General features: G+C 71.0%; 12 protein-coding genes. 2 read left to right on the top strand and 10 right to left on the bottom strand.

The window, feature by feature from the left end:
- Positions 1–331: 331 nt before the first annotated feature.
- The 4 genes from NGB36_RS13820 to purD all read right to left on the bottom strand — a co-directional run bounded on the left by NGB36_RS13820 (position 332) and on the right by purD (position 6,448).
- The gene (locus NGB36_RS13820; protein WP_255920547.1) at positions 332–1,234 is read right to left on the bottom strand and encodes a phosphoribosylaminoimidazolesuccinocarboxamide synthase; all 903 of its coding nucleotides are present in this window, start codon (positions 1,232–1,234) and stop codon (positions 332–334) included.
- A gap of 123 nt (positions 1,235–1,357) precedes the next feature.
- Complete coding sequence (locus NGB36_RS13825) at positions 1,358–2,938, bottom strand: N,N-dimethylformamidase beta subunit family domain-containing protein (RefSeq protein WP_255920548.1); 1,581 nt, start codon at positions 2,936–2,938, stop codon at positions 1,358–1,360.
- A gap of 219 nt (positions 2,939–3,157) precedes the next feature.
- Positions 3,158–4,906: a hypothetical protein gene (locus tag NGB36_RS13830; RefSeq protein ID WP_255920549.1), complete on the bottom strand. Its 1,749-nt coding sequence runs from the start codon at positions 4,904–4,906 to the stop codon at positions 3,158–3,160.
- A gap of 273 nt (positions 4,907–5,179) precedes the next feature.
- Positions 5,180–6,448: a phosphoribosylamine--glycine ligase gene (gene purD / locus NGB36_RS13835; protein ID WP_255920550.1), complete on the bottom strand. Its 1,269-nt coding sequence runs from the start codon at positions 6,446–6,448 to the stop codon at positions 5,180–5,182.
- A 427-nt stretch (positions 6,449–6,875) separates the two neighbouring features.
- Here purD and NGB36_RS13840 point away from each other — a divergent pair, with 427 nt between their 5' ends.
- The gene (locus NGB36_RS13840; RefSeq protein WP_255920720.1) at positions 6,876–7,604 is read left to right on the top strand and encodes an SLATT domain-containing protein; all 729 of its coding nucleotides are present in this window, start codon (positions 6,876–6,878) and stop codon (positions 7,602–7,604) included.
- Between the two features lie 63 nt (positions 7,605–7,667).
- Here NGB36_RS13840 and NGB36_RS13845 read toward each other — a convergent pair whose 3' ends face one another.
- The 5 genes from NGB36_RS13845 to NGB36_RS13865 all read right to left on the bottom strand — a co-directional run bounded on the left by NGB36_RS13845 (position 7,668) and on the right by NGB36_RS13865 (position 12,703).
- Complete coding sequence (locus tag NGB36_RS13845) at positions 7,668–8,318, bottom strand: putative DNA-mimic protein (RefSeq protein ID WP_255920551.1); 651 nt, start codon at positions 8,316–8,318, stop codon at positions 7,668–7,670.
- Between the two features lie 63 nt (positions 8,319–8,381).
- Positions 8,382–9,116, bottom strand: coding sequence for a GntR family transcriptional regulator (locus tag NGB36_RS13850; RefSeq protein WP_255920552.1), 735 nt, complete (start codon positions 9,114–9,116; stop codon positions 8,382–8,384).
- Between the two features lie 87 nt (positions 9,117–9,203).
- Entirely contained in the window at positions 9,204–9,728 is a 525-nt protein-coding gene (locus NGB36_RS13855; protein ID WP_255920553.1) for a universal stress protein, read from the bottom strand.
- Between the two features lie 220 nt (positions 9,729–9,948).
- The gene (locus tag NGB36_RS13860) at positions 9,949–11,304 is read right to left on the bottom strand and encodes an aspartate aminotransferase family protein (RefSeq protein WP_255920554.1); all 1,356 of its coding nucleotides are present in this window, start codon (positions 11,302–11,304) and stop codon (positions 9,949–9,951) included.
- A gap of 115 nt (positions 11,305–11,419) precedes the next feature.
- Positions 11,420–12,703, bottom strand: coding sequence for an adenylosuccinate synthase (locus tag NGB36_RS13865; protein ID WP_255920555.1), 1,284 nt, complete (start codon positions 12,701–12,703; stop codon positions 11,420–11,422).
- 173 nt (positions 12,704–12,876) lie between these two features.
- On the opposite strand from NGB36_RS13865, the gene NGB36_RS13870 reads away from it, so the two are divergent.
- Entirely contained in the window at positions 12,877–13,752 is an 876-nt protein-coding gene (locus tag NGB36_RS13870) for a diacylglycerol kinase (RefSeq protein ID WP_255920721.1), read from the top strand.
- A 68-nt stretch (positions 13,753–13,820) separates the two neighbouring features.
- On the opposite strand, the gene NGB36_RS13875 is transcribed toward NGB36_RS13870, so the two are convergent.
- Positions 13,821–14,309 (bottom strand): GbsR/MarR family transcriptional regulator, encoded by a 489-nt coding sequence (locus NGB36_RS13875; RefSeq protein WP_255920556.1) that lies wholly within the window; start codon positions 14,307–14,309, stop codon positions 13,821–13,823.
- Positions 14,310–14,358: the final 49 nt, after the last annotated feature.

Raw genomic sequence — 14,358 nt, forward strand, 5'->3', positions numbered from 1 at the left:
TAGAGCATCACCTTGCCAAGGTGAGGGTCGCGGGTTCGAATCCCGTCGTCCGCTCCACTCCCGAAAGGCCCCGGTCACCGACTGGGGCCTTTCTCCTTTTCGCAATGTTCCACCGGACCGCATCCGCCGGCGAACCGCAGGGGACGCGTAGGGGTGCCCCCGCAGGCGACGAGAACAACTCCACGGCGCACAAACTGCTCACGCGACGTTCGAGCTCGAGGGCCGAGGCACCCCAGAGCGGCACCGGCCCCGCACGGCGCGACAGCGCACGTGCCCCCGGGGACGTGAGCCGGCCCGGTCACGCCACGACACCGGGCCGGCGCGCGAGCACTCACCCGGCCCAGGGCGTCCCCGTCAGCCGTTCGAACGCCTCGACGTACCGGGCACGGGTCTGCTCGACTACGCGCTCCGGCAGCGCGGGCGGCGGCTGGTCCGCAGCACGGTCCCACCCCGCCTCCGACGACGTGAGCCAGTCCCGCACGAACTGCTTGTCGTACGAGGGCTGCGCCCTCCCCGGTTCCCAGAGATCGGCCGGCCAGAAGCGCGAGGAGTCCGGGGTGAGGACCTCGTCCGCGAGGATCAACTCGTCCCCGTCGTGGCCGAATTCGAACTTTGTGTCCGCGAGGATGATCCCCCGCTCCCGTGCGATGTCCCGCGCCCGCGAATACACCGCCAGCGTCATCTGTCGCAGCTGCGCGGCGGTCTCCACCCCGATCCGGTGGGCCACCTCCTCGTAGCTCACGTTCTCGTCGTGCTCGCCGACTTCGGCCTTCGTTGCCGGGGTGAAGATCGGGGCGGGCAGCTCGGACCCGTCGACGAGGCCCTCGGGGAGGGCGAGCCCGCATACCGTGCGGTCGCGGCGGTACTCGGCAAGACCGGAGCCGGTGAGGTAGCCGCGGGCGACGCACTCGACGGGCACCATCCGCAGCGAGCGGCAGACCATCGTGCGGCCCTCCCACTCGGCGGGGGCGCCGTCCGGCACGTCGGTGGAGATGACGTGGTTGGCCGCGAGATCGGCGAGCTGGTCGAACCACCACATCGACAGCTGGGTCAGGATCCGGCCCTTCTCCGGGATCTCGGTGGGCAGCACCCAGTCGTAGGCGGACACGCGGTCGCTGGCGACCATCACCAGGTGCCCGGCCGCGTCCTGGTACAGGTCCCGCACCTTCCCTGTGTGCAGGTGCACCAAGCCCGGCACCTGTACGGGCTCGGGCTTTTCGACGAATCCGGACACGGTTCCTCCCCGTGGTGTGGTCCAAGCGCTTCGATTCTCGCTTATGGGGTGGGCAGCCGCGCCATGCGGGTCAGTCGCTCTGTTCGGTCGCTCTGTTCGGTCGCTCTGTTCGGTCGCTCTTGTTCAGTCGCTCTTGCAGATGCGGTCGAGGAGGTTGGCCGTGGCGCGCTGGATGCGCGGGTCGACGTGGCCGGGGCGGTCGAGCGTGGGCGACCAGGCGAAGGTGCCGGAGGCGAAGACGTACGCCCCGCTGGGCGCCCGGTACAGCGACGTCTCCTGGTGGCGGCGCACCCCCGAGGTGTCCTGGTACGGCGAGTGGGCGAGCAGGATCCGCCCGGTGTACTCGGGCAGCGCGGTGCGCGGGAAGTAACGATCAGCCTCACCGGCGACCAGGCCGGGCAGTTCGTCCCCCTCGCCCGCGCCGGTGGCCTGCCACAGCCAGTGGTCGGCATTGCGTACGACGAGCGGGGACGGTTCGGGGACCCGGCCCGCGTACTGCACGCCGATCAGCTGCTGCTCCGGCTCGCCCACATCCCGCCAGAGCGCGGTGCGGCCGTGGCGGTCGCGGCGGCGCTTGCGGCAGGTGAGCAGCCGGTCCGGCTCCCCGGTCGGGGACGGGCCCAACTCCACCTGCCAGTACATGGTGTTGGCGGAGAGGAAGACGGCCGAGGTGCCGGAGGCGCGGGCGCGTTCGACCGCCCTGCGCATCGGCACCGACCAGTATTCGTCGTGCCCGGGGAAGATCAGACCGCGGTACCGGGTGGGGTCGATGCGGCCCGCGTGCAGATCGCGGGTGTCGGCGTAGGCCAGGTCGTAGCCGTAGCGCTCCGCCCAGCGGATGAAGTCGTAGGCATGGCCGACGTGCAGCGGGAGCCCGGCGCCGGCGTACGGGCGGTCGAAGGAGACGGTGACGGCGGCGCCCTCCTCGCCGAGCAGCCGGCCCTGCTCGTCCCACGCGTGGTAGAGGCTCGCACCGGTGTGGCCGTCCTCCGGGTAGAGGTTGTACGCCTGCCAGGTCACGTCGGGCAGGATCAGCAGCAGGTCGGCGGTGCGCTCGTCACGGACGGTGAACGGGATGTGGCTACGGTAGCCGTCGGCGGTGGTCAGCACGGCCACGTAGGCTCCGGTGCTCCAGTACGAAGGCACCTGAAGCCGCCACGAGAGCCACCAGTGGTGGCAGGAGACCGTGCGGCCGGCGGCGAGGGGCGGCGGCTGGACGATGCCGGAGAGCCTCGGGCTGGTGGTGATGTGGGCGGCGCCGTCGCCGCCGTAGTGACCGATCCGGTAGATGTCGACGCTGAACTGCTGGGGCGGGTCGACGGTGATGTGGAAGTCGGCCGAGCCGCCGGGGGTGATGGAGCCGGGCGAGACGAAGCCCTTGATCTGCAGGTGGACGTCGTCGGCGTTGCGCGGGCCCGGGACGCGGTGGTGGGCCGAGCGCGGGGCGGGGACGCGGCCGTCGGCCGTGGCGCCGATTTCGTCGATGCCGTCGCTACCGTCGCTACCGTCGAGGCTGTCGATGACGGAGGGATCGACGTACCAGGGCAGCAACTGGCCGGAGTCGTCGAGATATTGCTCGCTTTCGCGCAGCCAGGGCAGCGGGCCCTGGCCGAAGGGGTCCGTCACGGCGTGCGCCAGGGCTCCGGAGTCCCAGCGCCGACGGTGGCAACCGGCCGCTGCCGCGGCATGGCGGTCCGTTCCCATGAATGTCCCCTCCCTCGCATCATCGCCGGGTCGGGTGGTCCCCCTGCCGACGGCGGGAGGTGTCCTCTGGTGTCTGTAGCCAGCACATCACACAACGCACCCTATCCGTCACCCTTCGTGGCTAATTATCTGAACAGATTAACTATGGGTAAGGCGGATTCCGGTCACCCGTGTCTTTCGTTGCGTCACGTCACATGGGACATCACGTCACACGAGACATCACACAAGACGTACGGGCTTCTCCAGGCGCACGCCGACCGCTGTCAGCCACGCGCGCAGCGGTCCCGCGTCACCGTGCTCCACCAGACGCAGAACCGGCCGGGCGAGGTCGGAGCGGCGGGCACCACCGATGAGCAGGGTAGGGCCGTCCAGCCAGTCGAGTCCGGGAGCCGCGCCCGCCGTGTCCACGGCGGCGCAGCAGACCATCGCGGTGACGTGGTCGGTGAGCAGTTCGCGGCCGGTGCGCGGCGGCAGCAGTTCGTAGACGGGGGCCGGAGGTTCGCCGTCCGGGCCGAACGAGGTCGCCGACGGCGCGGCAGGGGTGGCGGAGGCGGCGTCGCGCTCCCGCTCCTCGCGTTCCTCGCGCTGCTGGTGGGCGCTGATCCTGGCGGCGAGTTCCTCACTGCCGCCCTGCGAAAGCCGGTCGAGCACACGGGCGAGTGTGGCCTTGGCGGGGCCGTCGGAGAGCCGCGTGTCGGAGGGGTGCGGGGAGAGTTCGTCGAGCACACGGTGGAGGCGGGCGGCCTCGCTGCGCCATATGCGGTCCACCACCTCTTCGGGGTATTCCTCCCAGGCGACGGGCGACCAGTCGGGACCCGGCCGTGACGGTCCGCCGTGGAAGAGCCGGGCGGCGAGAAGGGACGCGGCCTCGTCCACTGCGCCGGGCTCTTCGAGCAGATCGCACGCGGGCCGCTCGCCCAGACGGCTCTCGAACCCCTCGGCGAGCCGGTCGCGGCGGGAGAGCTCGGTGAGGGCGGAGACGACGCCCGCGTCGAGCCGGGACGGCCACCGGCCCATCCGCCAGGCAGGCAGTGCGACACGGGTCAGCAGCCGGTCCCAGCCCGCGTAGGCGAGGCCCACCTGCTCCTGGGCGACGATCCGCAGGCCGTAGTCGACGGCCTGGGCGCGCTCCGAGGCCGCCGCGGCGACTGCGCGCTCCATCTCGGCGACGTGGCCCCGACAGCCGCGCAGCAGGAGTCTGGCGACCCAGCCGATGAAGGCGAGCCCAGGTCTGCGCACCAGCCCGGCCAGCGCGGCCCCCGGCGCGCGTGGACCGTCCCGGCCGCCGCCGGTGACCGCGGGGGCCGCTCCCTGAGCGGCGACCGCGACGGCCGCGTCCAAGCCGCGCACGAAGCGGCGTGCCGCGGCTATGTCGGGGTCGGCGGACGGGCCCGTACCGGCGACGACGGGTGCCAGCAGGGCGCGCAGCTCGGCCACCCGCATCCACCACATGAACGGCGATCCGATCACCAGCACCGGTGCCTGCGACGCGCGCCGCGGTATCCCCCGCAAGGGCGGGGCTCCGCTCGCCGCCCCGCCGAACGCCGTGGCCGGGCCGTCGCGACCGGAGCCGCGGCGCCGGTGACTGCGGTCCTCCAGCCAGCTGTCGCAGTCGGGCGTGAGCTCTATCGCCGAAGGCGCCGGCACCTGGAGCCGGCCCGCCAGGTCGCGGACCATCCGGTACAGCTCGGGCGCGGCCTGTTCGGCGACCGGGACGGTGGGGCTCACCGCGGGCCGGGCCCGTGCGATCACTGCGGCAACGCCTCCGGCGAGCAGCAGCACGATCAGCGCGCCCGCGACCACCGCCCAGCGCAGTGCATCCCATCCCGCGCCGCCGATCCGCCCGGTCGCTCCGCCGACCAGCAGCACCACCGCCACAGCTGCGGGCAGCAGGGCGACGGCCAGCGCGGCACCGCGAATGCGGAGCACCGCGAGGGCGCGGGTACGGGCTGCATCCTCACCGGCCACCGAGCTGTTCACCCCCTAGCTGAGACGGCCCCGCAACGGACGGGACGCCGACGGCGTTGCTCATGCCCCCACTGTGGCACCGCCCACTGACAACGCAATGTCCGTACGGCCAGTTGCCTGAAGCCCTCGGTGGGCGCCACGGAGGAACCGGCGACGTCTCCCGCAGGCCGCTTGCGCGGCACCCTAGTTGGGTGCCAGCCCCGCGTCAGCCGGATAAGGCATCCCCTCACCCGATGGAATGGCTTTGGTCAAAGCCGGGAACCAGATCCGGCTTCAGCTGCTCTGCGCGGTGGCGATGTCCTGCGCCGCCGCGTACGCAATGTCCGTGCGGTGGTGTGAGCCGTCCAGGTGGATCCGGGCCACTCGCGCATAGGCGCGCTCCCGTGCTGTGGCCAGGTCGGGTCCTGCCGCGGTGACCGACAGCACACGTCCACCGGCGCTCACGACGCGGCCGTCCGGTTCACGCCTGGTTCCCGCGTGCAACACGTACGCGTGAGGATCGTCGTTCACGGCGTCCAGACCCTCGATCGGGTCACCGGTGCGCGGCGTCCCCGGGTAGTTGTGGGACGCGATGACCACCGTGACGGCGGCGTCGTCGCTCCAGCGCAGCGAAGGCTCGTCGTGCAGGCTCCCGGTCGCGGCGTTCAACAGGACACTCGCCAGCGGGGTCTTCAGCCGTGCGAGCACGACCTGCGTCTCCGGGTCACCGAAGCGCGCGTTGAACTCGATCACCCGCACTCCGCGCGAGGTGATGGCGAGCCCCGCGTAGAGCAGCCCGGAGAACGGTGTGCCCCGGTGGCGCATCTCGTCGACTGTGGGCTGGAGGACCGTTTCCAGCACCTCGTCGACGAGCTTCGGGTCGGCCCACGGCAGCGGCGAGTACGCGCCCATGCCCCCGGTGTTCGGTCCCTCGTCCTCGTCGTAGGCCCGCTTGAAGTCCTGCGCGGGCTGCAGCGGCAGGACGGTCTCGCCGTCGGTGATCGCGAAGAGCGAGACCTCAGGGCCGTCGAGGTACTCCTCGATCACGACGCGGTCGCAGGCGAGCGCGTGAATGCGGGCGGTGTCGAGCTCCTCGGTGACGACGACCCCCTTGCCCGCGGCGAGCCCGTCGTCCTTCACCACGTACGGCGGGCCGAAGGCGCCGAGCGCCACATCGACTTCCTCGGGCGTGGTGCAGACGTATGAGCGAGCGGTGGGCACGCCGGCCGCGGCCATGACGTCCTTGGCGAACGCCTTCGATCCTTCGAGCTGTGCGGCCTCGCGGGACGGGCCGAAGCACGGGATGCCACGGGCGCGCACGGCGTCGGCGACACCGGCGACCAGCGGCGCCTCTGGGCCGATGACGACCAGTTGGACGCCCAGCTCCGCGGCGAGCTCGGCGACGGCGGCGCCGTCGAGCGGATCGACGGCGTGGAGCTCGGCGATCTCCGCGATTCCGGCGTTGCCGGGCGCGCAGTGCAGCGAGGTCACGTCGGGGTCGAGGGAGAGGGCACGGCACAGGGCGTGTTCGCGGGCGCCGCCACCGATGACTAGGAGCTTCACGGGCCCCAGCCTACGGCCCGCCGGGTGCGCCCGAACGAGCCGTCCCCGGAAACCGCATGGCAGCACTCGCGTCACACTTTCGGGTGGATTGCATGGCGCCCTCTACCTGATGGCGCGGCTCCTTCGGGCGGTTTTCCGTTGACCCCGCGCACACGGTCAGCCGTTCGGCGGTAAGAAGGGGGTTTCGGGCGTGAGGCGTGATCGGACTGCGAGGGTGCGAGGGAGTTCGCTGGTGAGCCAACCGGACAAGCACCCCGAGGGGGCCCCTCGGGACGGAAGCCCGCGCGGCCACGGGATCGGGCCGCTCGGCTGGCAGGCGAGGACAGGAAGGGACGAGCGAGACGGACGAGAGGGCCGCGATGGCCGCGACGGTCGGCACGACGACGGGGACAGCGCCGACGGCAGGCCCGCAAGGGCCTGGTGGCGGGTGAACGGCAACCCCCGGCGCCCGTCGTGGCGCCCGCCGCGCCGCACCCCGCGCGGGGATCTGCACGGTGTGCCGTTCCCACTCGGGGACTGGGGGCATCCGGCCGCCCGGCTCGACGAGCTCTACCGCTGGGCGGAGGACGGCGCCATCCGCACGATCGAGTGGTATCTCGGCGACCGCCTCTGGAAGCGCCGGGTCGCACGGGTGCTGAGGGCGGGCGCCGTGCTCGGCACGGCCGCGGGCGTGGGGCTGCCGCTGCTGGGGCTGGCGGACGGGCAGCCGGGCCTGGCGCGCTGGGGGTACGTGTGGCTGCTGGTCGCCGTGGCGTGCGTCGGCATTGACCGGTGGTTCGGGCTGACGTCCGGCTGGATGCGGGACGTGGCGACGGCGCAGGCCGTGCAGCGCAGGCTCGAAGCGCTGCGCTTCGACTGGGCGTCGGAGAGCGTGCGGGAGGTGCTCGGCCCGACCGAGGGCACCGCAAGCGAGGCGGCGGAACGTTGCCTCGCTGTGCTGCGCCGGTTCTGCGAGGACGTCTCCGAGCTGGTGCGGGACGAAACGATGGACTGGATGGTGGAGTTCCGCGCCGGCCCCGCACCGCTGCACACACAGGCGCTCGTCGGCTGGGGGCGGCACTGCGACGGCGGGCAGCAGCAGCACCGGTTCCCGCTGCCGCCGGGCAACCGCCCCAACATGCCGCGTCAGCGCCCTCCCGAGGGCCCCGGCCGCTGACCGGAACCGGCCGGCGTCGGCTGCCGGCACCGTCCACGAGCTCCTCGAGCTCCTCTGGCTCCACTAGCTGAAGACGATCATCGAGCCCTGGGCCAGGCTACGCGTGGCGGCCGCGTGCAGTCCGAGCCATACGTGGCGTTCACGGGCGAACGGGTGGTTTTCGTCCGGGGGTTGGGCGGCCGGCTCCTCGAGGGTCGTGTGGTGCGCGGGCGGTGCGGGCGCCGCGGGCGGGCAGGCCGGATCGATGCCGATGGCCGGGGCCACGGATTCGAGCTCCCGCAGCAGACCATGACACGACCCCAAGGGGCCGCTTCCCGCCAGCAGTTCGTCGTTGGCGACAGGCACGGGGAAGTCGAGGGGGATGTACGCGCCGGCGTGGTCGTAGTGCCAGACCAGGTGCGACTGTTGCGCGGCCGACTCGAACATCTCCAGCAACTGCTCGTAGTCACTGCCGAGTTCGTCGACCGGGGTCACCTCGAGCCCGCACAGCCGCAGCATGTGCGCCCTGCGCAGGAAGTGCAGTGCGTCGTAGTCGAATCCCGCGACCGGCGCGACATCGCCCGACAGGCCCGGCATGTAACCGTAGACCGGGACCGGCGGCAGGCCCGCTTCGCCGAGTGCCTTGTCGTAGGCCGCGATCTCGTCGGCGAAGGGGTTGTCAGGGCTGTGGCAGAGTACGTCCACGAGGGGGACCAGCCACAAGTCGCAGGCCACAGGCGAACTCCCGGGGATTGAGGGTGATCGGGACGCCTAGCGTAGTGGCCTGACCGCGTTCGGTCAGGAGTGCCGCCCGGCGAGCTTCTCCATCAGCGCGAGCGAGTGCTCGTTGTACGAGGTGACGATGCGCACCGCCAGCTGGGCGTCGCCGTCGCGTACGGCGTCGGCGAGTGCCACGTGCTCGGCCCAGCACAGCCCGGAAAGATCCGTTTCTGCACGCAGATAGGGAACCCCGAACACCCACGACTGGACCCGCAGTCGGTCCAGGAATTCGCTCACCTGGGGATTTCCGGCAAGCGCGCAGAGTTCGCGCCAGAAACGCAGGTCGCAGCCGATGAGCACGTCGAGCGCTCCGGCCCGCGCGGCACTCGACGCCGCCTCCGCCCTGCGCCGCACCGACGCCAGCGCCGGCTCCGGGATGTGTCCCATCCCGCCCGTCTCGATCCGGCGGAAGATCCCGTCGGTGACGAGGATGCGGGCCTCGACCATGCTGCGGTAGTCGCGGTAGGTGAACTCGTGCACCTGGAAGCCACGGTGGTGCTCGACGTCGAGCAGCCCTTGCGCGGCGAGGTCGACGAGCGCCTCGCGCACAGGAGTGGCGGACACGCCGTAGTGCTCGCCGATCTCCTTGACCGTGAAGCGCCGTCCGGCGGCGAGGCGACCGGTGACGATCTCGTCGCGCAGCGCGTCGGCGAGCTGCTGTCGCAGGCTGCTGCGCCGCACCGGTGTACCGCCTGCACCGCCTGTACTACTCGTACTGCCCGAATTGCCGGTACTGCCCGTAACGCCGGACATCCGGTCTCCCTTCGCCGGACTTCGCCACCCCACAAGATATGCGAGGGCGGCGAGCCCGATCAGCCCTTGGGCCCGGCAGCCGAAGGATCAGAAGCCGACGGAGGTGTGCGCCTTCGCCAGCAGCTTCATCGGGTCGCCGAGGCGCGGCACGCGTCCGAGCTCCGCCATGAGGTCGGAGGGCGGGACGGCAGTGACGGCGCAGCGCGCGCGGGCGAGGCAGTAGCGGCTGACGGAGCCGCGGAAGAGACGCTGCAGACGGTTGCCGCGCTTGCCTGTGCCCACCACGAGGATGTCGCCGGGGTGGTCGGCCGCGTCGACGAGAGCGGGGCCGGGTTCGCCCCGCACCGTGAGCGGGCGGATGCGCACGTCGTCCGGGTAACCGCCGAAGGCCTGCTCAAAGGCGGTGTCGAGCTGCTGGACGGCGGCCTGCTCCCACTGCTTCAGCAGCGGCGGGCAGGGGCTGCGACGGTAGGCGGCCTCGCCGCCGGGCGGGGTCCAGGCCAGGACCGGGACGAGCAGTGCGTCCCTGCGGCGCGCCTCGTCCATCGCGTGATGCAGGGCCGCCAGACTGCTCAGCGACCCGCTGACTCCGACGATGACCCGCGTCCCCATGACTGTTCGCTTCCCTCTGTTGTCGTGTGCGGCCTATCTGATGGCAACGACCTGCGATTCTTAGGATAATCGTCGTCGCTCCCAACGATTGTACCGCTTGCGGCGAGCGGACCCCTCGCATTTATCGGAACCCTTGACAGATCTCTGACGGCGAGCACGCATACAAAAGGCGACGGCCGGGCAAAGCCCGGCCGTCGCTCCTGCCGCTGGGGGCGCGCTGTCAGGCGCAGTAGGCGTCGGTCACCGTCAGCGCCTCGTCGAGAATCGCCAGGCCCTCCTTGGCCTCCGATTCGGTGATCGTGCACGCGGGGACGACGTGGGTGCGGTTCATGTTGACGAACGGCCACAGGCCGCGCCGCTTGCACGCGGCAGCGAACTCCGCCATCGGCGCGTTGTCGGCACCGGCCGCGTTGTAGGGGACCAGCGGCTCGCGCGTGGCCTTGTCCTTGACCAGCTCCACCGCCCAGAAGACACCCCTGCCGCGCACGTCCCCGACGCATGGGTGCCGCTCGGCGATGTCGCGCAGCTCGGGGCCGATGACCTTCTCCCCGATCTCGGCGGCGTTCTCGACGACCTTCTCCTCGCGCATCGCATTGATCGTCGCCACGGCGGAGGCGCAGGCCAGCACGTGTCCGGAGTAGGTCAGGCCGCCAGGGTACGGGCGGGTGGCGAAGGTCTCGGCGATCTTCTCGGATATCGCGACGCCGCCCAGCGGTACATAACCGGAGTTGACGCCCTTGGCGAAGGTCAACAGGTCCGGAGTCACGCCCCAGTGGTCGGCGGCGAACCATGCCCCCGTACGACCGAACCCCGCCATGACCTCGTCGAGGATGAAAACGATCCCGTACCGGTCGCAGATCTCGCGCACACCCGCGAGGTAGCCGGGCGGCGGGACGAGGATGCCCGCCGTGCCGACGACCGTCTCCAGGATGATCGCGGCGATGGACTGCGGCCCCTCGAAGGCGATCAGGTCATCGAGGTGCTTCAGGGCGCGCTCGCACTCCTCTTCCTCGGTGGTCGCGTGGAACGGCGAGCGGTAGAGGAACGGACCCCAGAAGTGCACGACCCCGGCCGTGGCGGTGTCCGAGGCCCAACGCCGTGGATCACCCGTCAGATTGATCGCCGCAGCGGTGGCGCCGTGGTAGGAGCGATAGGTGCTGAGCACCTTCGGGCGGCCGGTGTGCAGCCGCGCCATGCGCACCGCGTTCTCGACCGCCTCGGCGCCGGCGTTGGTGAAGAAGATCTTGTTCAGGTCGCCCGGGGTCAGCTCGGCGATCAGCCGCGCAGCCTCGGAGCGCACGTCGACTGCGAAGCCGGGCGCGAGCGTGGTGAGCCTGCCCGCCTGTTCCTGGATGGCGGCGACCACCTTGGGGTGCTGGTGGCCGATGTTGGTGTTCACCAGCTGGGATGAAAAGTCCAGATAGCGGTGGCCGTCGTAGTCCCAGAAATACGAACCTTCCGCACCGGCAACGGCGAGCGGATCGATCGCGGCCTGCGCGGACCAGGAGTGGAAGACATGCGCGCGGTCGGCCGCCTTGACGGCGGCGCCTGCCTCGGGATCGGCGTGAGGGGTCATGGCTCCAGCGTAGGTAGGGGGCGGGCGGCCGTTAATGGACAACCTGTATGCGCCGAGCCGCTCGCGCCGACACAGTGTCGGCGCGAGCGGGCGCGTGCCGGCTTGCAGCCTGTGCTTACAGGAAGGAGTTGATCTCGATGGTCTCGTCACGGCCGGGGCCGACGCCGATCGCCGAGATCGGCGCCCCCGACATCTCCTCCAGCGCCTTCACATAGGACCTCGCGTTCTTCGGCAGGTCCTCGAAGCTTTTCGCCTTCGTGATGTCCTCGCTCCAGCCCGGCAGCATCTCGTAGACCGGCTTGGCGTGGTGGAAGTCACTCTGGCTGTACGGCAGCTCCTCGACCCGCTTCCCGTCGATCTCGTACGCGACGCAGACCGGGATCTGCTCCCAGCCGGTGAGCACGTCGAGCTTGGTGAGGAAGAAGTCGGTCAGGCCGTTGACCCGCGTCGCGTAGCGCGCGATCACCGCGTCGAACCAGCCGCAGCGCCGGTCGCGGCCGGTGGTCACACCGCGCTCGCCGCCGATGGTGCGCAGCGCCTCGCCGTCCTCGTCGAACAGCTCGGTCGGGAACGGACCGGCGCCGACGCGCGTCGTATAGGCCTTGAGGATGCCGATGGTGCGGGTGATACGTGTGGGGCCGATACCGGAGCCCGTGCAGGCACCCCCGGCGGTCGGGTTGGACGAGGTCACGAAGGGGTACGTGCCGTGGTCGACGTCGAGGAGCGTGCCCTGGCCACCTTCGAGGAGGACGACCTTGTTCTCGTCGAGCGCCTGGTTGAGCACCAGGGTGGTGTCGGCGACGTAGTCCTTGATCTGGTCCGCGTAGCCGAGGTACTCCTCGACGACCTGGTCGGCGGAGATCGCCCGGCGGTTGAAGATCTTGACGAGGATCTGGTTCTTGTCGTGCAGCGCCGCCTCGACCTTCTGGCGAAGGATCGACTCGTCGAACAGGTCCTGCACCCGGATGCCGACCCGGTTGATCTTGTCGGCGTAGGTGGGGCCGATGCCGCGCCCGGTGGTGCCGATCCGCCGCTTACCAAGGAACCGTTCCGTCACCTTGTCGAGCGTCTGGTGGTACGGCGTGATGAGATGGGCGTTTCCGCTGATCAGAAGCTTGGAGGTGTCAACGCCGCGCTCGTCGAGGCCGCTCAGCTCGGAGAGCAGGACCGCCGGGTCGACGACGACACCATTGCCGATCACCGGGGTGCACCCCGGTGAGAGGATTCCGGAGGGGAGCAGGTGCAGCGCGTACTTCTGGTCGCCGACGACGACCGTGTGGCCGGCGTTGTTGCCGCCCTGGTATCGCACCACGTAGTCGACCGATCCACCGAGCAGGTCGGTGGCCTTCCCCTTGCCCTCGTCACCCCACTGAGCACCGAGCAGCACAAGTGCGGGCACAGGCGTACACCCCTTCCGGGCGGGGCATGTCCAACGTGCGTAAGAGCCGTCGAACCGGTGCCCCGGAATAGACGAAGCCCCTGGCGCAAAGGCGCAAGGGGCTCTTGCACCGAGATTTTACCTGAGGAAGGACGAAGGTGTCGGCTCCAGCCTCGGCCGAACGCCCGCTACTGGTGGTCATCGACCCGCTTGCCCGCACGATGGACGGCGAATCCGTGCGGATCGCGAAAGACGTCCTGCAGGCCGGCGCGCCCTCGCTGAAAATCTGTCTTCCGGAATCGCACGAGGAGCTGGAGCGGGCGCTGGCCCACCGGGGCAGACGGCGTCCTGTGGTCGTCGGCGACGACCGGGCCCTATTGCGGACGGTTCGCATACTGCACCGGGAGCGCGCGCTGGACGAGGCCGTGCTGTCGCTGGTTCCGGTCGGGCAGCGGCCGGCGCTTGCGCTCGCGCGGGCGCTGGGCGTGCCGCTGTCGACGGTGTCGGCGGCGCGGGCCGTGCTCGGCGGGACCGAGCGGTCGCTTGATCTGCTGGTGGACGACAGCGGCGGGATCGTGGTGGGCGCACTGCGGATTCCCGGGAGCCCCGGCGAGGCCGGCGACGGCGGCTGCGCGGAGGCGTGCGGGCGGGCCGAGGGACGTTGGCTGGAGCGCGGTGCCCGCAATCTGGTACGGGCACTCACCGCACCGCTGCCCTCGCTGCCCCTTCCCCTGCCGCTGCCGCTGCTCGGCCGGCCCGGTCCGGGTGGGCCGGGTGCGGCGAACGGGGACGGCGCGGGCCACCGGCTGCGGGTCGAGGCGGACGGTGTGGTCCTCGCCGACCTGGACCGTCCGGTGCACGAGGTGTCGGTGCGCTCCACGGCAGGCGGCCTCGCGGAGGTCTTCGTACGGCACCCGGAGAGCCGGGGGCCGCTGAGGGTGCGTGCGCGGGTCCTCACCGTCTCCGGGCGGGATTTCCGCTACCGGGCGGACGAATCGGACGCGGGCCCGGTGCGCAGGCGTACGTGGACGGTGCAGCCGAGGGCCTGGCGGCTGACAGTACCGCGCTGACAGTGCCAGGCCGACGGTGCCGGGGTGACAGTGCCGCGCTGACAGTGCCCGGGCCGACGTCCGCCGCGTCACCCCTCGCGCTGGGCGCGCCACCGTTGCATCAGTTCGGACGCTTCCTTCTTCAGGAACGCGAAGAAATCGGCCGTCTCGGCGAGGCGACGGCCGGCCGGACTGGACGATCCGACCGCCTCGACGCCCACCGCCAGGGTCGCCTCCCAGCGGCTGAGCATCTGGTCGCGGCGGCTGAAGGTCTCGTACCAGGTGTCGCTGTGCACGCTGTAACGCTCGCGGCGGGAGCCCGGCTCGCGCTCACGGGCGACCATCCCGAGCTGTGCGAGATAGCGCACCGCGCCCGACACGGCAGCCGGGCTGACCCGCAGCTGTTCGCCCAGCTCGGCCGATGTGAGAGCTCCGGAATCGGAGGCGAGCAGCGCTGCGAAGACGCGGGACGGCATCCGCGGCATGCCCGCCTCGACCAGCCCCGATGCGAACCGCTCGACGAAGCGGGCGACCGCGTCCTCGTCCCGCTCCTCGTCCCGCCTCTCGTCGTCTGACATGGCGATCACTATACGGTTCCTTAACTTCACAAATTTGTGAAACTAGCGT

Origin of the sequence: Streptomyces humicola (assembly GCF_024436035.1) — a bacterium.
Lineage (GTDB): Bacteria > Actinomycetota > Actinomycetes > Streptomycetales > Streptomycetaceae > Streptantibioticus_B > Streptantibioticus_B humicola.

Excerpts from the sequence above, each read along its gene's own strand:
- NGB36_RS13825 (WP_255920548.1), bottom strand. The coding sequence starts at position 2,938 with ATGGGAACGGACCGCCATGCCGCGGCAGCGGCCGGTTGCCACCGTCGG.
- NGB36_RS13850 (WP_255920552.1), bottom strand. The coding sequence starts at position 9,116 with ATGTCCGGCGTTACGGGCAGTACCGGCAATTCGGGCAGTACGAGTAGT.
- NGB36_RS13855 (WP_255920553.1), bottom strand. The coding sequence starts at position 9,728 with ATGGGGACGCGGGTCATCGTCGGAGTCAGCGGGTCGCTGAGCAGTCTG.
- NGB36_RS13860 (WP_255920554.1), bottom strand. The coding sequence starts at position 11,304 with ATGACCCCTCACGCCGATCCCGAGGCAGGCGCCGCCGTCAAGGCGGCC.
- NGB36_RS13875 (WP_255920556.1), bottom strand. The coding sequence starts at position 14,309 with ATGTCAGACGACGAGAGGCGGGACGAGGAGCGGGACGAGGACGCGGTC.